General features: G+C 67.0%; 26 protein-coding genes and 2 pseudogenes. 15 read left to right on the top strand and 13 right to left on the bottom strand.

Annotated elements, in window-relative coordinates:
• Nucleotides 1-94: 94 nt before the first annotated feature.
• Nucleotides 95-1,723 (bottom strand): ISAzo13 family transposase, encoded by a 1,629-nt coding sequence (locus ABD198_RS27190; protein ID WP_344006751.1) that lies wholly within the window; start codon nt 1,721-1,723, stop codon nt 95-97.
• Nucleotides 1,724-1,824: 101 nt separating this feature from the next.
• On the opposite strand from ABD198_RS27190, the pseudogene ABD198_RS27185 reads away from it, so the two are divergent.
• The 3 genes and pseudogenes from ABD198_RS27185 to ABD198_RS27175 form a co-directional block, all read left to right on the top strand.
• A pseudogene (locus tag ABD198_RS27185) lies at nt 1,825-2,070 on the top strand (transposase family protein); the annotation flags it as partial.
• Nucleotides 2,058-2,949: pseudogene (locus ABD198_RS27180) on the top strand (transposase); the annotation flags it as partial. The pseudogenes ABD198_RS27185 and ABD198_RS27180, both read left to right, overlap by 13 nt.
• Nucleotides 2,950-3,007: 58 nt before the next feature.
• Nucleotides 3,008-3,247: a helix-turn-helix domain-containing protein gene (locus ABD198_RS27175; RefSeq protein WP_344006749.1), complete on the top strand. Its 240-nt coding sequence runs from the start codon at nt 3,008-3,010 to the stop codon at nt 3,245-3,247.
• Between the two features lie 694 nt (nt 3,248-3,941).
• On the opposite strand, the gene ABD198_RS27170 is transcribed toward ABD198_RS27175, so the two are convergent.
• From ABD198_RS27170 to ABD198_RS27120, 11 genes are all read right to left on the bottom strand, one after another.
• Nucleotides 3,942-4,772 (bottom strand): 2-keto-4-pentenoate hydratase, encoded by an 831-nt coding sequence (locus tag ABD198_RS27170; protein ID WP_344006747.1) that lies wholly within the window; start codon nt 4,770-4,772, stop codon nt 3,942-3,944.
• Nucleotides 4,765-5,763: a DUF427 domain-containing protein gene (locus tag ABD198_RS27165; RefSeq protein ID WP_344006745.1), complete on the bottom strand. Its 999-nt coding sequence runs from the start codon at nt 5,761-5,763 to the stop codon at nt 4,765-4,767. The genes ABD198_RS27170 and ABD198_RS27165 overlap by 8 nt, the downstream gene beginning before the upstream one ends.
• Nucleotides 5,760-6,212: a GlcG/HbpS family heme-binding protein gene (locus ABD198_RS27160; RefSeq protein WP_344006743.1), complete on the bottom strand. Its 453-nt coding sequence runs from the start codon at nt 6,210-6,212 to the stop codon at nt 5,760-5,762. The genes ABD198_RS27165 and ABD198_RS27160 overlap by 4 nt, the downstream gene beginning before the upstream one ends.
• Nucleotides 6,213-6,231: 19 nt before the next feature.
• On the bottom strand, nt 6,232-7,065 hold the full coding sequence (locus ABD198_RS27155; protein ID WP_344006741.1) for an alpha/beta fold hydrolase: 834 nt from the start codon (nt 7,063-7,065) through the stop codon (nt 6,232-6,234).
• A gap of 5 nt (nt 7,066-7,070) precedes the next feature.
• The gene (locus ABD198_RS27150; RefSeq protein ID WP_344006739.1) at nt 7,071-8,129 is read right to left on the bottom strand and encodes an NADH:ubiquinone reductase (Na(+)-transporting) subunit F; all 1,059 of its coding nucleotides are present in this window, start codon (nt 8,127-8,129) and stop codon (nt 7,071-7,073) included.
• 31 nt (nt 8,130-8,160) lie between these two features.
• The gene (locus ABD198_RS27145; RefSeq protein ID WP_344006737.1) at nt 8,161-9,189 is read right to left on the bottom strand and encodes a 2Fe-2S iron-sulfur cluster-binding protein; all 1,029 of its coding nucleotides are present in this window, start codon (nt 9,187-9,189) and stop codon (nt 8,161-8,163) included.
• A complete protein-coding gene (locus tag ABD198_RS27140) occupies nt 9,161-10,168 on the bottom strand; it encodes a ferritin family protein (protein WP_344006735.1) in 1,008 nt (335 codons plus the stop codon). The genes ABD198_RS27145 and ABD198_RS27140 overlap by 29 nt, the downstream gene beginning before the upstream one ends.
• A gap of 2 nt (nt 10,169-10,170) precedes the next feature.
• Complete coding sequence (locus tag ABD198_RS27135) at nt 10,171-10,473, bottom strand: MmoB/DmpM family protein (RefSeq protein WP_344006733.1); 303 nt, start codon at nt 10,471-10,473, stop codon at nt 10,171-10,173.
• A gap of 15 nt (nt 10,474-10,488) precedes the next feature.
• Nucleotides 10,489-10,830 carry a Rieske 2Fe-2S domain-containing protein gene (locus ABD198_RS27130; RefSeq protein WP_344006731.1) on the bottom strand — a complete coding sequence of 114 codons (342 nt, stop codon included), beginning with the start codon at nt 10,828-10,830 and terminating at the stop codon, nt 10,489-10,491.
• 17 nt (nt 10,831-10,847) lie between these two features.
• Entirely contained in the window at nt 10,848-11,093 is a 246-nt protein-coding gene (locus tag ABD198_RS27125; protein ID WP_344006729.1) for a toluene-4-monooxygenase system B family protein, read from the bottom strand.
• A gap of 95 nt (nt 11,094-11,188) precedes the next feature.
• Complete coding sequence (locus tag ABD198_RS27120; RefSeq protein WP_344006727.1) at nt 11,189-12,700, bottom strand: aromatic/alkene/methane monooxygenase hydroxylase/oxygenase subunit alpha; 1,512 nt, start codon at nt 12,698-12,700, stop codon at nt 11,189-11,191.
• A 604-nt stretch (nt 12,701-13,304) separates the two neighbouring features.
• Here ABD198_RS27120 and ABD198_RS27115 point away from each other — a divergent pair.
• The 8 genes from ABD198_RS27115 (at nt 13,305) to ABD198_RS27080 (ending at nt 20,158) form a co-directional block, all read left to right on the top strand.
• The gene (locus ABD198_RS27115) at nt 13,305-14,078 is read left to right on the top strand and encodes an IclR family transcriptional regulator (RefSeq protein ID WP_344006725.1); all 774 of its coding nucleotides are present in this window, start codon (nt 13,305-13,307) and stop codon (nt 14,076-14,078) included.
• A gap of 594 nt (nt 14,079-14,672) precedes the next feature.
• Nucleotides 14,673-14,831 (top strand): hypothetical protein, encoded by a 159-nt coding sequence (locus tag ABD198_RS27110; protein WP_344006722.1) that lies wholly within the window; start codon nt 14,673-14,675, stop codon nt 14,829-14,831.
• Nucleotides 14,832-14,949: 118 nt separating this feature from the next.
• A complete protein-coding gene (locus ABD198_RS27105; protein WP_344006720.1) occupies nt 14,950-15,744 on the top strand; it encodes a 2-keto-4-pentenoate hydratase in 795 nt (264 codons plus the stop codon).
• Complete coding sequence (locus ABD198_RS27100) at nt 15,741-16,646, top strand: acetaldehyde dehydrogenase (acetylating) (protein WP_344006718.1); 906 nt, start codon at nt 15,741-15,743, stop codon at nt 16,644-16,646. Before ABD198_RS27105 ends, ABD198_RS27100 begins: the two co-directional genes overlap by 4 nt.
• Nucleotides 16,643-17,680, top strand: coding sequence for a 4-hydroxy-2-oxovalerate aldolase (gene dmpG / locus ABD198_RS27095; RefSeq protein WP_344006716.1), 1,038 nt, complete (start codon nt 16,643-16,645; stop codon nt 17,678-17,680). Before ABD198_RS27100 ends, dmpG begins: the two co-directional genes overlap by 4 nt.
• Complete coding sequence (locus ABD198_RS27090) at nt 17,677-18,459, top strand: 2-keto-4-pentenoate hydratase (RefSeq protein ID WP_344006714.1); 783 nt, start codon at nt 17,677-17,679, stop codon at nt 18,457-18,459. Before dmpG ends, ABD198_RS27090 begins: the two co-directional genes overlap by 4 nt.
• A gap of 1 nt (nt 18,460) precedes the next feature.
• Entirely contained in the window at nt 18,461-18,706 is a 246-nt protein-coding gene (locus ABD198_RS27085; RefSeq protein ID WP_344006712.1) for a 2-hydroxymuconate tautomerase, read from the top strand.
• Nucleotides 18,707-18,709: 3 nt separating this feature from the next.
• Nucleotides 18,710-20,158, top strand: a complete 1,449-nt coding sequence (locus ABD198_RS27080) for an aldehyde dehydrogenase (protein ID WP_344006710.1) — start codon at nt 18,710-18,712, stop codon at nt 20,156-20,158.
• A 186-nt stretch (nt 20,159-20,344) separates the two neighbouring features.
• Here the strand turns inward: ABD198_RS27080 and ABD198_RS27075 are convergent, their stop codons facing one another.
• Nucleotides 20,345-21,304 carry a LysR family transcriptional regulator gene (locus ABD198_RS27075; protein WP_344006708.1) on the bottom strand — a complete coding sequence of 320 codons (960 nt, stop codon included), beginning with the start codon at nt 21,302-21,304 and terminating at the stop codon, nt 20,345-20,347.
• A 1,397-nt stretch (nt 21,305-22,701) separates the two neighbouring features.
• Between ABD198_RS27075 and ABD198_RS27070 the strand changes: the two genes are divergently transcribed.
• The 4 genes from ABD198_RS27070 (at nt 22,702) to ABD198_RS27055 (ending at nt 26,466) form a co-directional block, all read left to right on the top strand.
• Nucleotides 22,702-23,511 carry an MEDS domain-containing protein gene (locus ABD198_RS27070; protein ID WP_344006706.1) on the top strand — a complete coding sequence of 270 codons (810 nt, stop codon included), beginning with the start codon at nt 22,702-22,704 and terminating at the stop codon, nt 23,509-23,511.
• Nucleotides 23,505-23,948, top strand: coding sequence for an ATP-binding protein (locus ABD198_RS27065; protein WP_344006704.1), 444 nt, complete (start codon nt 23,505-23,507; stop codon nt 23,946-23,948). Before ABD198_RS27070 ends, ABD198_RS27065 begins: the two co-directional genes overlap by 7 nt.
• Nucleotides 23,949-24,110: 162 nt before the next feature.
• Nucleotides 24,111-24,752, top strand: coding sequence for an MEDS domain-containing protein (locus ABD198_RS27060; RefSeq protein ID WP_344006702.1), 642 nt, complete (start codon nt 24,111-24,113; stop codon nt 24,750-24,752).
• Complete coding sequence (locus ABD198_RS27055) at nt 24,745-26,466, top strand: helix-turn-helix domain-containing protein (protein ID WP_344006699.1); 1,722 nt, start codon at nt 24,745-24,747, stop codon at nt 26,464-26,466. The genes ABD198_RS27060 and ABD198_RS27055 overlap by 8 nt, the downstream gene beginning before the upstream one ends.
• Nucleotides 26,467-26,765: the final 299 nt, after the last annotated feature.

The raw sequence follows: 26,765 nt of genomic DNA, 5'->3' as shown, positions 1-26,765 counted from the left end.
CCAACCGATGATCACGCGGTGGCCGTACCCGTTCCCAGCCGGGTCCCGCGACAAGATCGCGAAGTCAGACTGGAGTATTAGGGCCTGCCGATCATTAACCTGTCGTCTTGATCTTGCTGTTGGGGTTGTTGCTTCGGGTGGCGACTTGGGCTTGGAGGGCTGCCAGGGCGGCTGGTGGGGTGGTGGCCGACGCGATGGTGATGCCCTGGGCTTCGAGCAGGCGTCTGATCTTCAGCAGCGTGCGGTGCATGGCGGTGCGGCTGCTGTTGAAGAGCACGGCGAGGGGTTCCGCGGCCAGGTTGACGCGCAGGTGGAGCACGGTTGCTAGGACCTGGTCAGCGAAGGTGAGGCGGGGCGGGCGGCCGCGGCGGGTGTCCCCTTTTGCGGCCAGGGTTTCGATGAGGTGCCGCAGCTGGTGCGGGGTCAGGCCGGTCAGTACGGGATCGGACAGCATGGCCGGGTCCCACTGCGGCGCCGATGGCCGGCTGCTTCGGGCTGCCGGGATGGCTGGGGTCGGCTGGGGGTGCAGGGCATAGTTCCACTCGCCGTGGAAGGTGTGCCGGGTCAGTGGCAGAGCCGCCATCTCCGCGTCGCCGACGCCCATGCCGGTGGGATAGGTGTTGGTGTCCAGCCGTGCCTTCACGCGCAGTCCGGTGCGGGTGGTGGTCGCGGTGATCGATTCGAGGATGACTTCGTGGCTGGTCAGCGGGCGGCCGCGCCAGTTCATGGTGATGTGGGAGAAGAGCCGGTGCTCAATCTTGTTCCATTTCGAGGTGCCCGGAGGCAGGTGGCAGACCGTGATGGTCAGGCCGGTCTCGGCGGCCAGACGGGCGAGGTGGAGCTTCCAGGCCCGGGTGCGGTAGCCGTTGGAGCCGCCCGCATCGGCGGTGATCAGCAGCCGGGAAGCCCGCGGATAGGCGGCCCAGCCCTGGTCGTGCCACCAGCGGCGGATCGACTCCACCGCGAACGCGGCGGTGTCGTGGTCGGTGCCGACGTTGATCCAGCCGGTGTCGGCCGCCAGGTCGTAGATGCCGTAAGGGATGGCCTTGCCCAGCTGCGGGTCGGCGAAGTCATGCACGCGTACCGGCACCGGGTCGCCCGTCGGCCGCCATGAACGGCCCGGATTATGGAAGTCGCCGACCAGCTCCTTCTTCTTCGTGTCCACGCTGATCACCGGCTGGCCGGCATCCCGATGAGCGCGTGCCTGCTCGTTGAGATACCGGAACTGGGCATCCCGGTCGGCATGCTGACTGCCCTCAAGCGTCTTGGCGTTGGCCTGCAACCGGAAGCCCTCCTGACGCAGCAGGCCGGCGACGGTGTCGGCACCAACCCGGTGTCCCTGGCGGGTCAGTTCGGCTGCCAGCGTGCGGGTCGACTTGGTCGTCCACCGCAACGGCGACATCGGATCCCCACGCTCGTCTGGCTCGACCAGACCCAACAGCGCAGACCGCAGTCCGGGATCGAGATCCGCGACGCGTTTGCGCCCACCGCCCGGCCGCCGCACCCGCTCCACCAGGGGCTCGCCCGCCTCCAGGTCGGACATACCCCTGCGGATCGTTGTCTCGCTCACCCTGGCCGCCCGGGCCACGGCCCGGATGCCGCCATGCCCCAGGCTCCGGGCCTCCGCGGCCGCCAGCAACCGCCGCTGCCGCTCGTCCAGATGTGGAAACAACACCGCAAACTTCACAGCAAGTTGGTCACGAGTCTCGTCCGGGATGCGCATACGACATCAACGAGGTCCCACCCCTGAAAGCAACACCTTGATGATCGGCAGGCCCTAAGGGCTGTCCCGTAACTGCTGGCCACGGGTGAGATGATCTTGCTGTGTCTGGTGTGGTCACGGTGTTGGAGCCCTCCTGGACAGCCCCGTTCACCGGGCTGAGCCCGCGCCAGTTCGGCAAGCTGATCACCGTTTTGCGGCGTGAGGGTGCGGATCCTGTGCGCAAGGGCCGGCCCTGGAGCCTGCCACTGGAGGACCGCGTGCTCCTGGTCGCCGCGTACGGGCGCACGCACCTCACCCTGCGCCAATTGGCCCCGCTGTTCGGGGTGTCCAAGTCGGCGGCCGACCGAAGACCTTCACCCTCCCTGAACGCCGGGAGATCAAGAAGATCGCCAAGTCCAGGCCGGCCGAGCACGGTCTGCCGTTCTCGACCTGGAGTCTGGCCAAGCTGGCCGACTTCCTGGTCGCCGCGGGGGTGGTCGACGACATCAGCCACGAGGGCCTGCGGGCCCTGCTCCGCGAGGAAGGCGTCTCGTTTCAACGCATGAAGATTTGGAAGACCTCCCGCGACCTCGACTATGCGACCAAGAAGGCCCGTGTCGAGCACCTCTACGCGATCGCCGACGGCGAGGTCGTACCCGAGGAGGGCGAGCCAGAAGTCATCTTCTGCCTGATCGAGTTCGGGCCGCTCAACCTCCAGCCCCGCCCCGGCCGGTGATGGGCCGAACGCGGCGGCCGGCACAAGGATCCCGACCGCAAGCCCCGGCCCCGACGCCGAGCGACCTACACCCGCCCGCACGGAGTCCGCCACCTCTTCGCCGCCTACGACCTGGACAAGGACCAGCTCTACGGCCACATCAAGCCGAAGAAGAACCGCACGAGGTTCCTCGAGTTCTGCCGCTACCTGCGCAGCCTCCACCCACCCGAGATCCGCATGGCGATCGTGCTCGACAACTTCTCCCCGCACCTGACCACGAAGAAGCACACCCCGGTCGGCGACTGGGCCGTGGCCAACAACGTCGAGTTCGCCTACACGCCGACCAACAGCTCCTGGCTCAACCGCATCGAGGCCCAGTTCACAGCCCTGCGCCTACTTCGCTCTCGACGGCACCGACCATGCTGGCCACAAGGAACAGGGCAGCATGATCCGTCGCTACATCATCTGGCGGAACAAGCACGCCGCCGACACGCGCCTCCGCGAGGTCGTGAACAGGGCGAACGTTGCCTGATGCGGCACTAGCGTCGGCCAGAAAGGCGCCGAGGGATGTGGTGGAGCGGTGCCGGACGGTGGAGCTGAGCTGGGACGGGTGGCTTGTCCCGCAGATCGCCGAAGAGCTGAGGTGTGGTCAGAAGACGGTGCGCCGCTGGCTGCACCGCTTCAGCCGCTCGGGGCTGGAGGGCCTGGAGGATCTGGGCGGGCAGGGTCGCAGGCGAAGCATCACCGAAGCCGAACGCTCGCAGATCGTCGGCCTGGTCAAGCAGACCCCGCCCGGCCGACTTGAGGTACAGCCGTCAAACGAGATGTGAGCCGCGGACAAGTCGGGGCCCGTGGAGTGGACCCTGGACACGCTGGTCGCCGCGGCCCGGGGCCTGGGCATCGAGGTCAGCCTCTCCCAGGTGCGCCGGATTCTGCTCGCGGAGGGGGTGTCCGCTGGCGGCGCACGCGATCCTGGACACGCTCGAAGGATCCGGCCTTCGAGGGAAAAGGACGCGGATCGTCGAGCTCTACACCAGCCCGCCCGCCGGCGCGACGGTGGTCTGCGCCGACGAGCTCGGCCCGGTGATCCCCCGCGCTTTCCCACCGGCACCGGACTGGTCGCCGGACGGGCACCGCGTCAAGAACGAGATTGACTACTCCCGCAGGCCGGAGAAAACCTGGTCTACGGCGCCTTACGCGTCCGCGACGGTCAAGCGATCACGATGACCGCCACTTCCCGCAACAGCGCCTTTTACTAGCGGTTTCTCCAGCTGATCGAGGAAGCCAACCCTGCCGGGGACATCTACGTGATCGCGGACAATCTGTCCTCGCACAACAGCATGTTCACCCGCACCTGGCTCCAAGACCACCCACGCATCAAGCACGTCTTTATCCCGGTCGGCGCCGCTCAACCTTCAAGAAGGCTGGTGGCGCATCTTCCGCAAGACCGCCCTGGCCGGACGCTCCTTCGGCGACCCAGGCCACATAACCCACGCCACCAACGTCGCCACCAACCAGCTCAACTCACGCGCCCGCCCGTGAATCGGGGGCAGACCCACACCATCCACCAAGCGCTTGCGCCGCTGAGTCGCTCCGGCTCACACGTACGCTGAACTGCCCGCCGAAGGTCGCGGACACCGTGGTTCCGGTGGACAGCTGTACAGCGGCGGTCAGCCCGCCGGTGATGATGAGGTCGCCCGGCTCGAGTCGACCACCGTGGGCAGCAAGTTCGGTCGCGAGCCAGGCCACTGCGTCCGCGGGATGGCCCATCGCAGCCGCGCCCGTAGATTCGGCGACCGGCCGGCCATCGCAGGCCAACACGACACGCACATCCGCGAGGTCATCACATCCCTTCAGCACCGGCCCGACCACGACATACGCCGCCGACGAGCCATCAGCTGTGTTGTCCTCGATCCGAAACCTGTAGTCGCGCCACACCGGATCAACGACCTCGAGCACGGCCCGGGTCTGCGCACAGGCTGCCAACACCTGCTCTCGCGTCGCCCCCGCAGAAACCGGTTCCCTCAGGATGACGGCGATCTCCGGTTCGACCCGAGGCTGCACGACTCGGTCACCGATGATGGCCCCGTCGCGCAGCAGCATTCGGTCTGTGAGGGGTGCGAAGTTCGGCCGGTCAACGCCCATCTGTTCGCACATCGCGAGCGATGTGTAACCAAGCTTCCAGCCGATCCGTTGCTCCCCATGCTCGACCCGAGAGGACAGAACGCTCGCTTGGATCGCGTACGCCTCATCGAGAGTCAGCGACACCACGTCGGAGATCGGGTCCAGTAGCCAGCCGTTGCGCCGCGCCGTGACGATCGTATCGGCCCAGTGTCGCACGTTGGTCTCAAGCATCAGCTCGCTCCTTGGACCAAGGTATGAGGGGCAGCCACCGCAATTTTGCTCCGAAGCGCCGAGACTTCACCAGGGTTTCGTCCAGCAGCGGCTTCAAGGCACGAATCTGCTGGTTCGAGTGCTCCAGCGTGCCGACGGTCTCCCTGGCGGGCACTACAGCTTCGTTCGCCGCGCTGGTTGCTCTAGCTGACGCGATGATTTTGCCCAGCATCCGGTCAGCACTTCCGAGGACGCCACCGAGGATCGGCCGGCCTGCCACCGTTCCAGGCCGGTCCTGAAGGACACCGTCCACGTACAGCTCGACGCGCTCGTCATAGAAGCTGACCAGTCCCGCGATCTTCACACTCTCGGGCAGCGGCGTCGTGTAAGTCCACACGACGTCCTCGAACAGCTGGCCGTCGACTGCCATGGACCAGTAGTGCGCAGTTCCCTTGTAGGGGCACCGGGTCGCTGTGTCGGACGGCCGCAGGAGGTCCATGCGTACATCCACCAGCGGCAGATAGAACCGGGTGGGCAGTCCGGTTTCGAACAGCAGGCGCGGATGGTGCGAATTGGCCACCAGGGTGCCATTGATGACGACCTGAACGTGACGGGAGCTGTTCAAGATGTCGATGCGATGATGAGGGTCACGACCGTGGACGTAGATCTGCTCGTCCTCCTCGAACCATGCGTCCATTGCGTCCCAGTCGAACCGGATCATTTCTCGCAGCTCGTCCAGCTTCGGGTCAGGGTAGTACCACGCGGCGTCCCGGGCCATCACGGAGCCGCCCTTGACGGTGAAGAAGCTGGCCTCTGAGCGCGAAGACTCGTGCTGCGAAGGAGTCAGCAGTCCCATGCGGACGTCGCTCTTGGGGAAGTAATAGACCGGGTGGTGGGGCGTCTCCCACACCAGCTTCGGGCACACCGTGTCGGCTATCAGCTCACCGCCGAGATAGGTCCGGACCCGCTTGGCACTGTCCTCGATCCGCACCGGCTCCGCACCGGTCGTCATGTCACGCCACCCGACGTCGAAACAGACTGTGGTACCGCAGCCGCCGCACCACTTTCGGCGATCAGTCGGTCTTGTTTGGTGCTCCCACCGGAGACACCGACCGCCCCGACCAGCTCGCCGTCCACGGTGACGGGCACGCCGCCGCCGAAGACAACGAGGCGATCGGTCTTCACGATGCCGTGCAGCAGGGCCGGTTCGTCCTTGATGAGGTCGAACCACTCGTGCGTCGGTAGGCCGAATGCCGCGACCGTGTACGCCTTGTCCAGCGCGATCTGCGCCGACAGCAGTGGGGCACTGTCCATCCGCCCATAGGCCAGGAGATGACCCGCCCGGTCGACCACTGCAACGCACACAGGGACACCGAGTGACGTGGCCACGGCCACTGCGGTGTCGACTGCACTCCGGGCCGCGTTCAGACCGATGGTGCGGGCGTTGATCAGCGCCGTCATGCTGCTCTCCTCCGTGTGCTCAGGCTGCCAGGAAGTCGGACACAAGCTGGTTGAACTCCGTGTTCCACTCGAGCTGCGTCCAGTGGCCGCACCGGCCGAAGACGTGCAGCCGTGACCGTTCGATGAGCTGGTGCAGCCGCAGCGAGGTCTCCAGCGGGATCACCTTGTCGTCGCGCCCGTGCACCACGAGCGTTTCGTGTGGCAGCCGCGCGATCTCGTCGTCCGGTGTCGCGAGCGCTTCCACCCAGCGCTGCCGCGGCGCCGGAAACATCGATGCGAACGCCTCCTGGAACCCCGGCTGGATGCTTGCCCGGTAACGCACCTCGGCGAGTTCGTCGGTCAGAAGCTCACGCGAGTGGACGAACACGTCGAGGATGCGCCGCATGTTGTCGACCGACGGTTGGTAACCCCAGACCGCATCGAGTCCCGGTGTGATCGGGAACGGCACGCCCACGCTGCCCATAAGTACCAGGCGGTTCACCCGATCGGGGTGACTGGCCGCCGTCCGTAGGGCGACCGCACCGCCGAAACTGTTCCCGACCAGCGAGACGCGGGGCAGTTCCATCGCGTCGAGGAACCCGACGAGCTGGTCGACCCATGTCGACATGTCGTACGTGACGTCGGCCGGGCGCTCGGTGTAGCCGAAGCCGACCATGTCGGGGGCGAGCACGCGAAACCGCGCGGCCAGTGCTGGCATCGTCAGCCGCCAGTTGGCATATGCCGTGACACCCGGCCCCGATCCGTGGACGAGCACCACGGGCTCGCCCGAACCGGCCTCGAGGTAGTTGGTCCGGATGCCGTTTGCGACGACCGATGAGCCGATCTCGGGCCGCTGCTTCTCCACCGTCGTCATCTGCGTCACCTCTTGAGCAGCGGGCTGTTGAGACCGCCGTTCGCCTTGTCGGACTCGTCGAAGAAGTCCTCGCGGTAGATGTCGCGGGGAAACAACCGCTTGCGCATCAACGTCTTGATCGCCGCATCGACCATCGGCGGCGGCCCGCAGACGTAGGCGACATGGCCCCTGCAGCTGGCCATGTCCCGGTCGAGTACCTCGGTGACCAGCCCCGCTTCGAAACCGGACACCTGCTCCTCCGACAGGCACGGCCGGTAGCGGAACCGGTCCGGGTACTCCTGTTCAAGTCCGCGGAAGAAGTCGACGTCGTAGAGCATGTCCAAGCAGCGCGCACCCTGATAAAGCGTCAGCTGTTGCTCGTCTTCGCTGGCCAGGATGTGCTGGATCATCGACTTGATCGGCGCCAGCCCGGTGCCGCCGGCGATGAGGATCGCCGGCTCTTCCCGCATCTGGCGGAAGAAGAAGCGGCCGTAGGGCCCCGACACCCGGAGCTCGTCACCGACGGCGAGGTCCTTGAAGACCCAGCCGTCGGTGGCGAGGCCGCCCGGCACGCGTCGGACGTGCAACTCGATACGACGCGGCTCGGCAGGCGGGTTGGCCATCGAGTAGGTTCGGGTCACCCCCTTGCCTGGGACGAACACCTGCAGGTACTGCCCCGGGTGGAACGCGATGTCGTCATCGAGGTCCACCGTCAGCCGCCGTGTGTCGCGTGCACAGTCCTCGATGCCGGTGACTGTGCCTACGAAGTCGCGGACCGGATGGGTGGTAATGCCCTCCTCTACGTCCACGTCACCCTCGACGATGACGTCAGACCGCGGACGAGCGCAGCACAGCAGGGCCTTGCCCTCACTCCGCTCGAACTCCATGAGCGCGAAGGCCGATGCCTCCCCGTGGTCGACGTCGCCGTCCAGCACCTCCGCCTTGCAGGTGCCGCATGTGCCATGGGTGCAGGCGTGCGGCAGCCACACACCGGCGCGCAGGCAGGCATCGAGAATCGTCTGATCCTCCCGGCAGGAGACTTCCTTACCGAGCGGCTCGACGGTGACGGTGTACGTAGTAGACATCGCATGTTCTCCGTGTCAGAAGCAGGTGAAATCATCCGAAACTGTCGTAGTGGACCCGATCGACCTGGACCCTCTGCTCACGCAGAAGCGCGCGAACGGCATTGACCATGGGCGGGGGGCCGGCCAGATAGATGTCGCTGTGGGCCAGATCTCCCAGGTAGGGCGTCAGGGCATCGGTCACGAACCCCGTGGTGCCGGTCCAGGAGTTGTCAGGCTTCAGCAACGCCCCGTGCAGCTGGCCGTCGAACATGCCTGCGACCAGTGATTGGAGCTCGTCCCAACAGACCAGCTCCGCCCGAGTGGTGGCACCGTAGAACACGCGGACCGGCCGCGGGTCGCCGATCTCCGACAGCTTCCGGACGAGCGCGAGGATCGGGGAGATGCCGGTTCCGCCAGCGAGGAGGACAAGAGGGCGGTCGCCGTCTCTGAGCCACATGCCGCCGTACGGCAGCTCCATCTGGATGTGGGATCCGACAGGGAGCTTGAACAGTTGCTCGCTGCCCGGTCCTCCTTCGTAGCGCTTCGCGATGAACTCGACCACCGAGGAACCGGAGAGATTCGACATCGAATAGCAACGTCGCAGCCCGGGCGCGACGTCGAGGACGGCATATTGCCCCGCCTGGTACACCGCCTCACGCTCGAGCTGGAAGCGGAACCTGCGAATCTCCGGCCCCAGCTCCTTGACATCCACGAGCTGCGCGCGATGGTCCGCGGTCGGCAGCTCATCACGGGGCTGGTCGCTCGCCCACGAGGGCTTGATGACCAGATCCGAAGTCGGTGTGGTCTGGCAGGTAACGATGCGACGCCGCCTCACGTCCCGAGCATTCACCGCGGGAGCTTCTGCGAACAGCAGGTCGACTTCGCCGTCGACGACGGTCACTTTGCAGGTTCCGCAACTGCCCCAGCCGCACTCGAAGGGGAGCCAGATCCCCGCACGCCGTGCGGCGGCGAGGATCCGGTCACCTTCGCAGACCTCGAACGTGTCACCTGTGTTCTCCAGGGTGACCCGGTGGGTCCGTACGGCCGTGGGTTCAGAGGCCGCAGGAGTCGAGGAAGGCACGGCACTGCTCTCCCATTGCGTCCACGACCTGGTCAGCAGGTGTTGGCCGAGGCGCGGTATTGAAGATCGGGGCCAGAGACTCGACAGCCTTGGTCGCTCGCGGCTGCCATGTCTCGAGCCATCCGGTCAGTACGTCCCGAAGCTCGGGTCGACGCTCCAGTGCGTAACGAACGAGGGCGGCCGTCCAGTCCTGGCTGCGCTTGCTGTCCAGCTGGAAGTCGGAGAACAGCAGAGTGAGGAAGTCGTCCTCGTTAGCACGGGCGAGTTCCGCGAATTGCCAGTTCAGCAGCGTATCCACGGCCGGCTTCAGCGCCAGGTTGAGGGCGGTGAAGGCCTCACCCCAGTCGTGTGCGGTAAGCAGTTGCTCCGCAGCCTCGCGCAGCGGCTGCCAGGCCTCGTCGTCCTCCCACTGTGTGCGCGCGGTGGACGTCGCCGCGAGGTCCTCGCCGTGCGCGTTGGACAGCACCTTCGTCCAGTAGGCGATGCGCTGCACGCGGCGCATCTCGTCTGCTGCCTGGAAGTTGGAGCAGTTGGTGATGAAGGAGGACGGTGCCATCTGCCCGACGTACAGACCGGTGATCTGCAGGACGTGCAGCGGGAAGCGGGCCGGCACGTACAGCCGCCGGAGAGTGTCCACCCACGCGGGGTCCAGGTCGGCAACCGCGTTGGTGGCCTCGTGCTGGTCGATCAGCAAGTCGAGGTAGGTCTCCCGGCCGTGCTGCAGCGCTACATAGTCCGTGTAGGTGAGCTTGTGCGGGTCACGGAACTGCTCCCAGTCGTCGACGTTGAACGGCGAGCCCTCGCGGTACTTCACGTACCACTGGTTGATCGGCGTCTGCGGGTCGAGTTCGAACGGGGCCGGGTCGCGGCGGAAGTGGTAGTGGAACTTCGCCGCGGTCACCTCGTAGTTGCTCGGTTTGCGCTTGACGTCGCCGATCAGACTCCAGGTCTTCGCCGGTCGGCGCTCTCGCGTTGCCATGGTCAGTCCTGCCTTTCGAGGTACCAGACGACCTCGTCGTCTGTAAGCTTCATCCGGCCGGCGAAGCCCGAAAGCTGGGGTTCCAGTTCAGGAAGGTTGAATTTGCGGCCCAAGGCCTCTTCGAGGCTTGCTTGAGTGATGCGGCACCGCTGCGGGACGCCGATGCGGATGTATCCACCCTGGTCGTCCACCATGACGTCGGCATCGGGATTGTCCGTCTCGATGGCCGTGATCACCGCGTCCGCCAGATTGGCATCAAGCCCGCGGATCACCGGCCCCACCATCTTCACGTGTGTCTGTTCCATGGATGCTCTTCCTTACTAGGGCTGGAACCGGTTGTGGTGGCGCTGGCCGTCCTGGGGGATACCGACCTCGACCTGGTTTTCGGTAACCCGGATGGGATACTCGTACAGTTGGCAGCCGGTCGGGTTGAGCCCGGCGCCGGTCTTCATGTCGAACTCCCACTTGTGGCCACCACACAGGAGGACAGCCGAGTCCTCGTCCCACTCGCCGTCCGCCAACAAGACTTCCTGGTGCGGACACATGCCCTGATAGGCCTTGACATCGCCGCCGGACAGGTGCACGAGCAGAACCTGCTCGCCCTCGACCTCGACGTCAAGGATGTCGCCCTCCCAGAGCTCATCCCGATCGACGGCGTTCACCCACCGGATCTGACTTGTCATGAGTAGACGACTTCCAGTACGTCCAACGGAGCCACGCCCGCGTCCACGACCGTCGCATCCGGAGGAAGGAACTGTCCCTGGTGGCGCACCCGCATGGTGCGCTCCTGCGGTGACACCCGCCGGTCCACGGCGTGGTGGGCGATCTTCTCAGCGACAACCGTCATCGGGTCAGTGTCGTCAATGGGCACGAGGAGGACGACGAAGTCGTTTTCGAAGATGCCCTGCACAGGAAACAGAGCCATGATCAGCCTTTCTCTCTTTCCGCTCCCGAGTTCCGGCGATGCGGAACTCGGGAGCGGAAACTCGTTCTCGAAGGCGGATTCGCCTTTGGTGGGTCTCAGGCAGCGAGCTTGGACGGCGAACCTGCGAACGCCCAATCGAAGTTGGTCGCGTCCTGCCCCATCTCCTCGGGAGAGAGGCCCATGTAGGCGAGGGCTCCCTCCATCGTCGGCGGCTGGATCAGGCCGCCCAGGAAGCGGTCCACGATGCCCAGGTGACCCTTGAAGCGATCCGAGCTCTGCTCGAAGACCCACTTGCAGGGCTCGGAGCAGAACGTGTAGCGACGACCGTCCAGGTCGTGCACCAGCGGGGCCGGGCTCTTCAGGTGGCCGGTCACGTAGCCGGCGGGGGTGCACACGGGGATGTGACACATGTTGCAGACCATCGGGAAGGTCTCGGGCAGGGTCAGCTCAGGCTTGCCCTTGCGGACGTTGCTGCCCAGGACGTCCCAGTACTTTCCGAACGTGTCGTTCCAGCCGGGATACTTCTCCTCCAGCCAGTCCCGCTCCTCCGGGGACACGCCGGCGTCCGGGTTCCACCACACGGTCGGGCGCCAGAAGTACACGCCGAGGTGGTAGGCGTGGTGCAGCCAGTTCAGCTCGGTGGTGAAGTGCTCGTCCCAGTACCACGGCTTCTCGAGACCGAAGTCGCGGAACTGGTCCAGGAACTGCTTGATGATGAACTCGTCCATGAACTCTTTGAACGAGTGCGACCGGTGTTCGAGCGGGGTGTAGTAGTCCATCGACAGGCCGGTCAGGAGCGAGAAGACCTTCCAGGTCCGCCAGAACATGTGGTCGACGAGCTTCTGGGCGACATCCTTCTTGCCGTTCTCGACCAGCATCTTGATGGTGGGCTCACCCTGCTGGGCGTGCCGGGCCTCATCGGTCTGGATGGACGAGATCAGGGCGCCGAAGTCGATGTCGCCGACCTTCATCGCGTCAGCGGCCATGCCGAGGAACTGGAGGTTCGTGAAGCCGGTCTCGAACGTGAAGGTGAGCTGGATGGCAGTCGACACCGCGTCGTTGGCGGTGAACATGTCATCGAACAGGCTCCGCGCCGCGATGGCACCCCACTCGTTCGTGTGGAACGTCTTGTGGGCCCAGTCCAGCCGCGGCTCCTTGGCAAGCAGCTGATGCGGGAAGTACGTCTGAAGCTGGCCGTGACGGGTCTCGTCGAGGCAGCCGAAGGTGGCCATGTTGCGCCAGGCCGCGGCTCGGCCGAAGCGGCCCATCCGCGCTTCTCCGATACCGGCCAGGTACTCGCCGATCGGGATGGCTCCGTAGTGGGCGGTGATCGCCGCCTTCCAGCCCGGGTCAAGTTCGTCGAACAGGCGGGATCGGCCGACGACGTTGTTGACTGAGAAGACTCCGGCGTCCTTCCCGACCTGGTTATGGACATACTCGGAGTAAGTGATCTTGTAGGGCTCGTCCCACGTCCACCAGCTGTCGGCCGGAACGCCGAAGCTGTTCGAGAGTTCCTCAGGCCACGCCTGATCCTCTTCGACGTAGGAGAGCTTCCAGTTCATGTCCCGGGTGAGGTCGTACCACTCGGAACGGGCAAGGCCCGGCATGGCTTCTCCCTTCTGGTCACCAATGGCATCGGTCCTTCGTCCGCCGGTGCTTTCACCCCCGGCGGAGACCGCGCCCGCCACGGCCTGTGCTCTTCGTGGCAGGACTCAGCATGGATGGGCCGCCGACCTGCCTGGGGGAGACGTTCCTCCTTGCGGAACGGCTGATTGCTGGGCACCCTCCATGCGAGGGCGAACAGGGCAGCTCGTCTCTGCACATTCCGCGCAACCTCTTGCCAGGACAAAATTCTGCGGGATTCTTCTCCTCGTGAGACATAGATGTTCTCGCGCCTGTTCCCGCCGTGCATACAGAGGTGTACCTTCCAAGCTCAGCCGATGGCCGGGGCGGGTGCCCGCGAAGACCCGGATCCCCTGAAGCCACGGCAAGTCACACCAGTTCTCGGAGGTGCTGCATGTGCGCCCACCCGCCGCACTGCCCCTCGGCCGAAGCTGCCGGTCGTAAGGCGGCGCGAGCCACCCGGAATGCGTCAGGTCCAGATGCGCAAGCCCGACAAGCCCCGCCCTCCGACCGCCCTCGACCTGGGCACCTTGTCTGGCCGGCTGCTGCCGTGGTGACGCAGGGGGCGGGCGAGTGGAGGTGCCCGAGGTGACCGATGTGCCTGTGGTCCGCTCCGCCGCCGACGGCGGGCTGAGGTCGGTATCGACCGCGTTGGAACTGCTGGACTGTTTCGGGACCGACCATGAGCTCGGAGTGTCGGACATCGCTCGGCGGTTGGGTGTCGCGAAGAGCACTGCTCACCGGCTGCTCACTACGTTGTGCACCCACGGGCTGGTCGAGAAGAACCCCCAGAGTGGTCAGTACCGGTTGGGGCTCCACCTGTTGGAGCTGGGTCTGCAGGTGGCAAGCCGCTTCCGGGTCCGACAGGCCGCGTTGCCGCTGCTCGAAGAGCTGCGGCAACGTACCGGCTGCACGATTCACCTGGCGGTGCCGGAGGGGGCGGACGTCCTGTTCGTGGAGCGCCTGCAGTCGCTGAACGGCATGCATCTGCTGGCCGACGTCGGGCGCCGGCTGCCGGCACACTGCACCAGCTCAGGCAAGGTGATGGCCGCGTTCGACGCCAGCTTTGCCCAGCGCAGACGTGCGCTCGGATTCCCTGTCATCACCTCGTCCACGATCCGCACCCAGGAGGTCTGGGATCACGTACTCGACGAGACACGTCTGCGCGGCGTCGCAGTCAGCCGGGACGAGATGACGGTCGGACTGACGTCCATAGCTGCACCGGTCCGTGACCACGCGGGGCGGGCGCGGGCGGCGATCTCCATCGTCGCGCCGACTCGGAGTGTCGGAGACGGCATCGAACGCTCTGCGCGACTGATCAGCGAGGCGGCGCGCAAGCTGTCCCGCGGCCTGTGCCTCTGACTGCCTGGCCTCCGCCGAGATCGAATCTCAACGTGCACTGCGGGCGCTGGTCTCCGGGGCGATTGACGGAGCCGTGACGTCCGTTCTGCGCGGTGTCTATCACTCCCGCTCGGCACGAAATAGTGTGCCGCGGCTTGAGCGAAGGTCGGCCGATCCGCCACGGCGAGTCGCCTGATCGTTGCCGCGAACCCATCCGCCGAGGTGGTAGGCATGCTGACCAGGCACCAGCTCGTCACGCGGATCGAGTCCGCGCGTATCAGCTCGGGCTCGGGCTGATCGAGCTCGCGCTGGCGGTGCAACCGCGGTTGCGGGAGGCGGCCGCAGCCGAGCTGCGGCGACTCGCTGACGCCGCAGGGGCGACGGCGTTCGTCACCGCCCTCGAGAGCGACGATGCCGTAGCCGTCTCCGTCGTTGAGCCGACGCACTTGTTCGCGCACGTGGCCTACCGCCCGGGCCTGCGCCATCCCGTTGACCGGGGCGCGTCGGGGATCGCGGTCCTGGCGGGGCGCCCGCCGGTGCGGCGGAGCGCCCGGAGGTCACCGCGGCCCGCGACCGCGGATATGCGATGACGAGGGGTGAGCTGGAGCCGGGGGCATGAGGACTGGCCGCACCCGTCACGTGGGAAGGCTTCCCGCCGAAGCCAGCGTCGGCGTCGTGTCGATCGGCGAGCCGGACGAGGACTGCACCACACCGGAGGTGCTGGTGGCGGCGGCCGCGGCGATCTCTGCGCTGCTGCCTGCCGCGGCTCGCTGACGGCGCGCCTGCCCGCGGCCTGTTCCGCGCTCAGGAACGTGTGCGGCCGGACGGGTCTTCCCCCTCCTAGCGTCTGCGACAAGCAGTCCATCCGGTGTGAGGCGAGGTGATGTGACACATGGACGCTGTCGCTCAGGCAGAGGCGGCCGATCTGCTGTTGTCTGCCTACGAGACGCGGGTTCCGATGGATCCGCTGGTCGAGAAGTACGACGGGCTCACGCTGGAGGATGCGTACGAGATCCAGCTGCTCCAGATCCGCCGCCGGCTCGCGGCCGGCGCCACGGTCAAGGGGCACAAGGTGGGCCTGTCCTCACCCGCCATGCAGCGGCAGATGGGCGTCGACCAGCCGGACTACGGCCACCTGCTCGACGACATGTTCTGGCTCGAGCACCTGCCGATCCCCGCGGACCGGTTTCTTCAGCCACGGGTTGAGCCGGAGGTCGCGTTCGTACTCAAGCGGCCGTTGAAGGGACCCGGTGTGACGGTTGCCGAGGCGGCGGCGGCAGTCGACTTCGTCCTGCCGGCACTCGAGTTGATCGACAGCCGGATCCGGGACTGGAAGATCGGCATCCTCGACACCATCTCGGACAACGCGTCATCGGCCGGAGTGGTGCTCGGCAGCACACCGACGGCGCTGTCTGCAGTGGACCTGCGTCTCGGCGGCTGCAACCTGCACAAGAACGGCGAGCTCGTGGCGACAGGTGCCGGCGGCGCGGTCCTGGGTTCGCCGCTGACGTCGCTGGTGTGGCTGGCCAACACGGTCGGCGCGCATGGCGTCGTACTCGAGGCGGGACACGTTGTCCTTCCCGGTTCCGTCACCGCGTCGATCCCGGTGGCCGGGGGCGACAACGTGACCGCCAGTTTCGCCGGGCTCGGCAGCGTGACCGCGCGTTTTACGGAGGAGCGAGGATGACGAAGGCGACGGCCGCGATCGTCGGCCCGGGCAATATCGGCACCGACCTGCTGGCAAAGCTGCAGCGCAGCGAGCAGATCGAGGTGCGCTACATGGTCGGTGTCGACCCGGCGTCGGATGGCCTTGAGCGTGCGCGCAAGCGCGGCGTCGAAGCGTCGGCAGAGGGCGTCGACTGGCTGCTCGCCCAGGACGAGTTGCCGGATATCGTATTTGAGGCGACCTCGGCGAAGGCGCATCTTGCGAATGCCCCGCGGTACGCGGAGGCAGGCATTCAGGCGGTGGACCTGACACCGGCCGCGACTGGCCCGCTGGTCTGCCCGCCGGTCAACCTCGAGGAGCACCTGGCGGCGCCGAACCTCAACATGATCACCTGCGGCGGGCAGGCCACCATCCCGATCGTGAACGCGGTCTCGCGGGTGGTGCCGGTTCCGTACGCTGAGATCGTGGCGTCGATCGCGTCCCGGTCGGCCGGTCCCGGCACGCGGGCCAACATCGACGAGTTCACCGACACCACGGCGCGGGCGATCGAGCAGGTCGGTGGCGCGCAGCGCGGCAAAGCCATCATCATCCTGAACCCGGTTGACCCGCCGATGATCATGCGGGACACGGTGTTCTGCGCGATCCCGGCGGATGCCGACCGCACGGCCATCACCGAGTCGATCGTGAAGATGGTTGCCGACGTAAAGCAGTACGTACCGGGCTACACGCTGCGCGCGGAGCCGCAGTACGACGATCCGCGCGACATCTGGGCCGGGCAGGCCCGGGTCGCCGTCTTCCTCGAGGTGCGGGGCAACGGCGACTACTTGCCCCCGTGGGCCGGCAACTTGGACATCATGACCGCTGCTGCGGCTCGCGTCGGTGAGCTGCTCGCGGTTGCGAAGAATACGGCGGTGACGGAATGACTCGCGATCTGCGCATTACTGACTCGACGCTGCGGGATGGCTCGCACGCGATGCGGCACCAGTTCACCGAGGAGCAGGTGCGCGGCGTCGTGCACGCCCTCGACGCCGCTGGTGTCGAGGTTATCGAGGTCGCCCACGGGGACGGGCTGGGCGGCTCGTCGTTCAACTACGGCTTCTCCAAGGTCGACGAGATCCAGCTGATCCGGGCCGCTGTCGACGAGGCGACGGCGGCGAAGATCGCGGTGCTGCTGCTGCCCGGTGTCGGCACGGTCGAGAACCTCAAGGCGGCGCACGAAGCCGGTGCGTCGGTCGCGCGGATCGCGACCCATTGCACCGAGGCGGACGTGTCGGTCCAGCACTTCGGCGCCGCGCGCGATCTGGGCATGGAGACCGTCGGGTTCCTGATGCTCTCGCATCGCATCGGTCCGGCCGAGCTGGCGAAGCAGGCGCGGATCATGGTCGATGCCGGTGCGCAATGCGTTTACGTGGTGGACTCCGCCGGGGCGCTCGTGCTCTCCGATGCCCAGGCCCGCGTAGAGGCGCTGGTGAACGAGATCGGGGGGCAGGCGCAGGTCGGCTTCCACGGCCACCAGAACCTCTCCCTCGGCATCGCCAACTCGGTGCTGGCCTACCAGGGAGGGGCGCGGCAGATCGACGGCGCGCTGTGCGCGCTCGGCGCGGGCGCGGGGAACTCGCCGACCGAGGTCCTCGCCGCCACGTTCGAGCGGCTCGGCATCTCCACCGGTGTGGACGTGCAGGGCGCGATGGCCGCTGCCGAGGACGTGGTGAAGCCATTCATTCCGCGGCTGCCGTGGATGGACCGCTCCTCGATCGTGCAGGGCTACGCGGGCGTCTATTCCTCGTTCCTGTTGCACGCCGAGCGGGCGTCGGAGAGGTACGGCGTACCGGCGCACGAGATCCTGGAGCGGGTCGGCGAGGCCGGCTACGTGGGTGGGCAGGAAGACATGATCATCGACATCGCGCTGCAGCTGTCAGAGGAACGCGAACTCGCCGCCGAGGGAGCACGCTCATGAGCACGTGGGACATCGACCGGGCGGCCACCGCGCTGCTCGAAGCAGAGGATTCGCGCACCGACCGTGTTCCGATCACCGACGAGTGGCCGGACCTCGACCTTGCGACCGCCTATGCCGTTCAGGACGAGACGCTGCGTCGTCGGCTCGACCGTGGGGAGAAGCTGACCGGCATCAAGCTGGGCCTCACGTCACGTGCCAAGCAGCAGCGGATGAACGTCACCTCACCGCTCACCGCATGGCTCACCGACGCAATGGTGCTGCCTGTCGGTGACCCGGTTCCGCAGGAAAAACTCATTCATCCGCGCGCAGAGCCGGAGATCGTGTTCGTGATGCGCGACCGGCTGGCCGGGCCTGGCGTCACTGCGGCCACCGCCCTCGCGGCGGTCGGTTCCGTGCACGCAGGCATCGAGGTGATCGACAGCCGCTACCGGGATTTCAAGTTCACCTTGCCTGACGTGGTCGCCGACAACGCCTCGTCCGGATTCTTCGTGACCGGCCCGGTCGGCCGGCCGCCGTCAGAGCTCGATCTTGCGCTTGAGGCGTGCCTGGTCGAGGTCGACGGCCAGGTCGTCGACTCGGCGACCGGTGCCGCGGTGCAGGGCCACCCCGCTGAGGCGCTCGCGCTCGCGGCCAACGATCTGGGCCGGCGAGGGCTCGCGATCGAACCCGGATGGGTCGTACTCACCGGTGGGATGACAGACGCCGTCTTCGTGCCGCCGGGCGCCAAGGTGGCTGCGCACTTCACTAATCTCGGTTCCGTCTTCCTCTCCGGAGGCTGACGTGCCACTGGTCGAGGTGACGATGGTGGAGGGCCGTACGCCGGAGCAGCTGCGGTCGCTGATCCACGCACTACACGAGGCGGTTGTGCACGCTGTCGCGGCGCCACCGGAGAACGTACGCGTCGTCGTCCGCGAGGTGCCGCCGACGCATTGGGCAGCGGGCGACGTGACCATTTCGGAGCGACTGGCCGATGTGGAGACCCCGACGCGGGTGAGCGTGCCCGATAGAACCGAAAGACGAGGGTGAACGATGGATTTCTACGGGCACGTGATCGACGGGGAAGAGGTCGAGTCGCTCGACGGTGCGCGGTTCGACACCGTCGATCCGTTCACCCGCGCCCCGTGGGCACAGATCGCGCTCGGGGGGAAGGCCGACGCCGACCGGGCGGTCGCCGCTGCCCGCAAGGCGTTCGATGAGGGACCGTGGCCGCGAATGGGATTCGCCGAACGGGGGCGGATCCTGCACAAGCTGGCCGACCTGATCGAGCAGCACGCCGACGAGCTGGCTCTCGCCGACACCCGGGACATGGGCAAGCCGATCACCCAATCCAGAGGCAACGACGTCCCCCGCGCAGCACACAACTTCCGGTTCTTCGCCGACCACGCGCGGCTGTCCACCGGCGAGGTGCTGCCGATGGACACCGGTCACCACGCCTACACACGGTTCGAGGCAGCCGGGGTGGTGGCGGCGATCGCGCCGTGGAACTTCCCGCTGATGCTCGAGACCTGGAAGGTCGCTCCGGCGCTGGCCTGGGGCAACACCGTGGTGCTCAAGCCGGCGGAGGACACCCCCGTCTCGGCGACCATCCTGGCCCGGTTGGCGCTCGAGGCCGGCATGCCGCCTGGCGTGTTTAATGTGGTGCATGGCTATGGCCCGGACTCGGTCGGCCAGGCGCTCACGGAGGACGGGCGGGTGGATCGGATCACATTCACCGGCGAGTCCGGAACCGGCCGGGTCATCGCGCGTGCGGCGTCAGCGAACCTGACCCCGGTCAGCCTGGAGCTCGGCGGCAAGGGCGCCAACGTGGTGTTCGCCGACGCCGACCTGGAAAACGCGGTGGACTGGTCCATCCGCGCGATCTTCACCAACGCCGGACAGGTGTGCCTCGCCGGCAGCCGGATCTACGTGCAACGCGCCGTCTACGACGAGTTCCTCTCCCGGTTCGTGGACGCTGCCGAAAGGATGGTGATCGGTGACCCGCGGGAGCCGGGCACGCAGATCGGGCCACTCGCCTCGGAAGAGCACTACCGCAAGGTCCGCGGCTACGTGGAGACAATCGAGTCCGAAGGCGGCAAGCTGCGTACCGGTGGGCTCGGTAACGGCTGGGTGGTCCGTCCCACGGTGATCGTCGAGATGCCGCCGGACGCGCGGCACTGCCGTGAGGAGATCTTCGGGCCGGTCGTTGTCGTCATGCCGTTCGACACCGAGGCGGAGGCAGTGGACTTGGTCAACGACACCCCCTATGGCCTCAACGCGATGCTGTTCACCGAGAACGTGCACCGCGCTCACCGGGTCTCGGCCGCACTGAAGGCCGGAACCGTTTGGGTGAACTGCTTCTTCGTCCGCGACCTGCGCGCACCGTTCGGCGGCGTCGGCGATTCCGGTATCGGCCGCGAGGGCGGGAACTTCAGCCGCGAGTTCTTCACCGAGCCCAAGGCAGTCGTCATGCAGATCACTGAGGAGGAGCGGTTTGGCTGACGGGCAAAGACTGTTGCGGCGGCGTTGCGCATTCTCGAACGGGTTATTGGGATCTGGGCGCCCGGCATGCACGGGGCGATCCGCTCGACGTCGCTGAACAGCGCCCAGGCCTGCTCGACCGGCAGGCTCAGTCGGAAGTTGGTGAACTCGGTTGCGGGCAAGGCTCCTTGCCTGTTGGCTCGTGGATCAGTTCCAGATCGTCATGGGGACGGCCGGCTTGAAGCTGCTCATGGACACCCCCTTCGACCGGGTGCGCACGGCCTGGGTTGCTGTCGGCGTCGTGACGAACCGACACAGGCCGGCCGCGGTCTCTGAGCGGTGCGCGCCCCGTAGCGCGCTCGCGTACAGCAGCCCCTTGACAGGCGCCCCCGGGGTATCAAGCGTGGCCAGCGTCCCCCGCCGCAGCTCGTCACGTACGACGTGAAGGTACTCGATGGTCAGTCCCTCCCCGTCGGCGACGGCCTTGCGGGCATCGGCCCCGCTGGGGAAGACCGATACGCGGGCGGCGTCCACGCAGAGGTGGGTAAGGAAGGCGCCGGCCCGTGTGCTCGGATCGAGCCCGGACGGGCCGACCAACCACGACTCCCGAGTCAGCATGTCCGACGGGATACGCGCGTGGCCCCGCAGCGGGTGGCGCGATGAGGCGACGACGACGAGCTGGAACCGCAGGAACGCAATCGTTTCGATCGATGCGTGGGGGGCAGGCGCCGGACCGATCACCACATCGGCCCGCCGGTCCTGCAGCAGGGTGGCGAAGGCCGAGCCGGGCACGGTCATGGTGGCGATATCGACGTAGGGCTGGCGGCGACAGAAGGCCTCGAGCAGCCGCGGGGTCACGTGCTCGGCTGCGGTCGCGGTGGACGCCACCCGCAGATAGGGGGTCTCCTCTCCGGCCTCCCCCACCCGCTGGCGGGTCTCCTCGGCCAGGCCGAGAATCTCAGCGGCGCTGGCAGCCAACCGTCGGCCGCCGGAGGTCAACGTGATGCCGCCGGCGCCCCGCACGAACAGCTGGTCGCCGAGCTCGCGGCGAAGCGCGGCCACTGCGCCGGACACCGCCGGCTCGGTCACGTTGAGAGACTGAGCGGCGGCCTTCACCGAGCCCAGACGGACCACAGTGAGGAACATCCTGAGCCGGCTCAGCGTCATCGGCCGACACCTGAAACCGTGCACCAAGGTGTCGTACCAGCGGGGAACACCATCAAGCCTCCTGCCCCGTGTCAAGCATCTTGTTCAATCGGACGAAGTCGGTCAGACCGCTCCGTATGCCGGTCACGTTAGGCAATCGGAGACTGGGGCTCCATGTCCTGGAGGGACGAAGCGAAGCCGAGAATTCGTCTCCTCAAGACGCTGAGCGTCAGCTGGTTGCTGAGTGTCCTCCGGAACCGCAGGGATGGAGTCCCTCGGCCCACAGGCTGGTGGAACGTCGGGAATTCCGCTCCCGCGCCGCGTCCCCTGAAGGTTCGGCTTGGCAGTCCGGGCGGCACGGCACCCGCGTCGCGGCCGCCGACGGGAGCCGCGTACCTCCCAGGCCAGTGACGAGCCCTGCGCCCGGCGCTCGGCTCATCACCGGTGCCATTGCGGACTCGGCGTTGAATCCACGGTGACGAGCCCGTTGCATGACCAGGACCCCGGATTTGCGGTCGAGGTCATCGCGACGGACCTCCGCTCGTTTGGCGATCGGGTGCTGTGCCGCGACCCTCGTCGGCGGCTGTCGCCGCACTCACCAGGGAGGACAGACCTACGCCGACTATGCCCGCACCGTCCTCGGCCTACACGACGAGGCGCTGACCGCTACACGGGGTGACGTCGTCCCGGAACGGGGACGGGTGCGGCTCGCCGCGGTGACGACTGAGGGGAGCACGTCCTACCTGCCGTGCTCACCGGGTTCCTCGCGCACCACCCCGGGGCGGGCCTGGGGCTCGAGGTCGGCACGAGAGCAGGTGTGGAGGTTGCTCTGCACTCGCGAGGCCGACCGCCGGGCGACCACATGGCCCAGGCCGAAGGTCGCCGGCCACAGCGAGCTCCTCCGCGTCGAGCCAACCTCTCGTGCTCAGCAGGAAGCCGCTCGGCAGCTTCTCTTCGAGACCCAACGTCACCCAGCTCTGTCCAGTACTCGCCGGCCATACACCGGCTCGGGTGTGGCTGGAACATCGCTGCGAGCCTTCATCCCCGCCTGGGGAGTGGCTGCCAGGGCGGCACGCGCCAGTTCAGCCGGACTCTCCTGCGGCAGCCCAGCCGAGCCGGGAGGCGCAAAAGGCGACGCCCCAACACGCGCGCATCGCTGCCGCGACGTGGGTCAACAGGGCTCTACCGCCTTGCGGAGGCGACCGCCATAACCACTACGGGGGCCGGAATCCGGAATGAGGCGCGCATCAACGATCGGTTCCCGCAACGCACGGGCGCCAGACCGGGCACAAAAAAGGTACGTATAGTGAAATGCGGAAATGTATTGATTGGGGAGGCGGATTCGGATGGTTGCCTGCGATGAGGCGGACACCCGGCTTATCCCCGTGCAGCGGATGCGGCCAGGTGACCACACCTTCGTGAGCTACGGCGATGACGACGCGTGGCGGGAGGTTCTGGCCGCCGTGATCGGTGTGGGTCTGATGCACGGCGAGAAGGTGATGGTCGTCGCCGACGGCCGGCCCGAGGACGAGGTCCTCGGCCGTCTGGACGATCACACCAGGATCATGGTGCACGCGCGGGATCGCGGCCAGCTGGTGCTCAGCAGCGTCGGTACGCTCATCGGCCCTGACTTGCCTTACACGCCCGAGCGGCATATGGGGCGGCTGATGGAGGAGACCGGCCTCGCGATCCGCCAGGGGTACACCGGCCTGCGCACCTTCACGGACATGGCCTGGGTGCAGGCCCGTGCTGCTGACATTGCATCGATGATCCACCGTGAGACACATACGGATCACCTTTTCACTGACCGCCCGTACAGCGAGCTCTGCGCGTACGACCGCCGTTGGTTCCCCGAGGGGACCCTTGATTTCATGTGCAGGGCACACCCGAGGAACCTGCTCGCCAGGCTCGGCGAGCTGCGTGCCGTGCACGCCGGCGACTCGGTGCGACTGATCGGCGAGGCCGACCTCAACACCCGCGATCAGTTCATCGAGGCGCTGAACCACGGGCTGGCGCGGACAACCGCCTCCCGCCGCCTGACCGTGGACCTCACCCAGTTGTGTTTTCTCTCCACCGGCTGCGCCACCGGTCTGCTGCTCGCTTGCAACGCCGCCGGACATGAGCTGATCGAGGTCCACTGCGACCCCTCCCAAGCGGCTGCGCTCCGCAGGCTCGGCGCAGGGACGGTCCGGCAGCTGGCGCTGGTCGAGGTGCGGGTCCGGTGCTAGCCGACGCCCCCGGTCCCCACGACGACGCTTCCCCCGGCAACGGCGGGGACGGAGAGTGCCTGCTGGACTACAGGTTCGGCCTGGCGGAATTGGCGAAGCTGCGCCTGCTTGTCGAGGAGTGCGGGGCAGGAGTCGGGCTCACCGAACCACGTAGGAGCGACTTTCTTCTTGCCGTAAACGAGATCGCCTCCAACGCCATCGAGCACGGTGGCGGCGGAGGCCGTCTGCTGCTGTGGAAGGTCGGTGACGAGCTGGAGTGCCGGATCGCCGACTCGGGCCCCGGCTTCACCGAAGCAGTCGTCCCCGAATCGCTGACGGGCCTCGACGGCGCGACGCGTGGGCGCGGTCTGTACATTGCCCGGCTGGTGGCCGATCGGTTCAACATCTCCGCGGCCGCCGTTGGCGCTGTCGTCACCCTTGCCATGCGAATGCAGTGAACTGCGAGAATGCTCGCGGTGCGAAGGAAGGGCCATGGACCGGCACCGTCCAAGTGCAACGCGTCCCGGACCGGAGCTTGCGTAGCCACTGGAACACAGAGATCACGATCTGCAGCTCGAGTTCCATGCTCGTCGACTGCAGGGATGAAGAGGAGAGGGGCCGTGGTGCCCAACTCGATTCCAACCTCGGTTGCACTCGTTCCCGATGTCCAGGTCATGCCAGGCGATCATCATCATCTGTGTGCCTTCTACCGTGGCCTGGCGGCGCGCGACGAGATCCTGATCCCGTATCTCCGCGAGGGACTACAGGCTGGCGACAAGTGCATCTGTGTCACGGACGCGACCGGTCCCGAGGTGGTTTTGGCCACCCTTTCCGCGGACCTCGACCTCGGACCGTGTCTGAGCAGCCAGCAGCTCGATGTCCAGCGATCGAGCGACATGCACCTGCGTGATGGCAGGTTCTCGACGGACGTCATGCTCGATTTCCGGGACGACGCCGTTGGCGCAGCTCTTCCCCGTGGGTTCCGCTTCTCCCGGGCCGTGGGGGAGATGACCTGGTCCCTGCACCAGATGCCAGGGGTCGACGACCTGGTGGGGTACGAGTCGCGGCTCAACCGTTTCGCGCCGCGCTACCCCCAGGTGCTCCTGTGCCTGTCTGACCTCCAGCAGTTCAGCGGCCCGATCCTGATGGACGTCCTGAGGACGCACCCGAAGGTTCTGATCGGCGGAATGCTGATCGCCAACCCCTACTACCTCGAACCTGACGAGTTCCTTGCGACAAGGCAGCGAGAGAGCGATGAGTAAGCCCGCGGTCCCGGACGGCCGCTCGACCACGCCGGACACCGCACTGCGCGGCCAGCTGTCCAACCTCCGCGGCCTGCTGATGCTCTCCATGGTGATGACCGAGAGCGGCGACGAACGCCAGATCCTGCACCTGGCGACCACGTCGGTGCCGGCCTTCGGGCGCTGCCACGTCGAGGGCGTCCACTTCCTGGAGGGTGGGTGGCAGGCTGCGGTGGCGCCGACAGCGCGTCCGGAGGTGCGGGCGGCGATGGAGTCCCAGCTCAACGCTCTCGGCCGCGGCGGCGGTCTGATCACTGTCCCCGACCAGGGCTGGGGATGGGCGCTACCGGTGCGTAGCCTCGATGAGTGCGTCGGTCACCTGATCGTGTCGGCTGGCGAGGAACCGTCGTCGGATGAGCAGTTCCTGCTCCAGGCACTCGCCCAGCAGACCGGTGTTGCCCTGGCAAACGCGCGGCTGCACGCGAAGGAACGGGCCACCGCCGAGGAGCTGCGCACGGCCAACGCCGCGCTTGCCGAGACACTCGGCACGCTGGAGCAAACCATCCAGATCCACGACCGGTTCACCAGGGTCGCGGTCGCCGGCGAAGGGCAGGAGGGCATCGCGACCGCTCTGCATGAACTTACGGGGTTCCCCGTGGCCATCGAGGACCGATACGGCAACCTGCGGGCGTGGGCGGGCCCGAACAAACCCGACCCGTACCCGAAGCATCCCTCGACGCGCCGCGAGCAGATGCTGCGGCGCGCGATGCGCGAGGGGCGGCCGATCCGCGAGGGCGGGCGGCTGCTGGCAATCTCCAGTCCGCGCGCGGATGTTCTCGGCGTATTGGCGCTGGTGGACCCCGCTGGGGCAGCCCGGGATCAAGAGCTGATCGCGTTGGAGCACGGAGCGACGGTGCTGGCGATGGAACTCGTCCGCCTGCGCAGCTCGGCCGAGACCGAGCTGCGCCTGCGGCGTGACCTGGTCGAGGAGCTGCTGTCGGGTACCGATGAACAGAGTGCCTTGGCCCGCGCGCAAGCGCTGGGCTACGACCTGGAGCGCAGGCACCGGGTGATCGTCGTCGAGGGGCGCGGGCAGACGCAGGGCCCGGAGGCGCTCCTCCACGGCGTGCGCCGCGCGGTCTCTTCGACAGGTGTCGGCTCGCTGCTGGTGACTCGTGGTGACACTGTGGTCGTGCTCTCCGACTGCGTGGTGCCCTGGGATCGGTTCCGGACGGTCGTCCTGACCGAGCTGGGCGGCGGCTGGTGCCGGATCGGCGTCGGCGGCCCGTGCGAGCGGCTCGGGGAGTTCCCGCGCTCCTACCGCGAGGCACTGCTCGCACTGAAGTTGCAACGCACCGCACGCGGCGGCGACTGCGTGGTCAGCTACGAGGATCTGGGCGTGTACCGGATCCTTGGCGAGGTCGAGGACCCGGCAGCGGTCGAGCGGTTCGTGCGGCAATGGCTGGGGTCCCTCCTGGACTACGACGCCAGCAAGCGGTCCGAGTTGGTCACCACGCTGAGCCAGTACCTCGAGTGCGGGGGACGCTACGAGGTCACGGCGGCGGCCCTGTCGGTGCATCGCAGCACGCTCAAGTACCGGCTGCAGCGGATCCGTGAGATCTCGGGGCATGACCTTTCGGATCCGGATACCTACTTCAATCTGCAGCTGGCCACCCGAGCCTGGCGCACACTCGACGCACTGCGGTCCTCCCCCACGGCCGCAGGGGACTGCTGATCAGCTGCGATCCCGGAGTGGGGGCGATAGAAGGCTCGGCGGACGCGGTCGCGTTCCCGTCTGGTGCCCCGCAGGCGTCCAAAGTCATCGAGAATAGGTCATTCGGCGCCCACGAGGAGCAGGGCGAAGTCGCCGTACTGGTAGACGATCTGGTCCTCGGTCAGTTCTTCGTCCTCGCGGTACCAGACGGCCACGCCCATCCGTCCGCTGTCATGAGGCTAATGACCTGAGTCGGAGATTCGTCGGCAGTAGGCGGCGACTTTGTCGAGGATCTCGTCGGCGGTCTTCGTCCAGACGAA

Origin of the sequence: Streptomyces thermocarboxydovorans (assembly GCF_039524635.1) — a bacterium.
GTDB lineage: Bacteria > Actinomycetota > Actinomycetes > Streptomycetales > Streptomycetaceae > Streptomyces > Streptomyces thermocarboxydovorans.
This window is presented reverse-complemented; position numbering and strand designations above follow the sequence as displayed.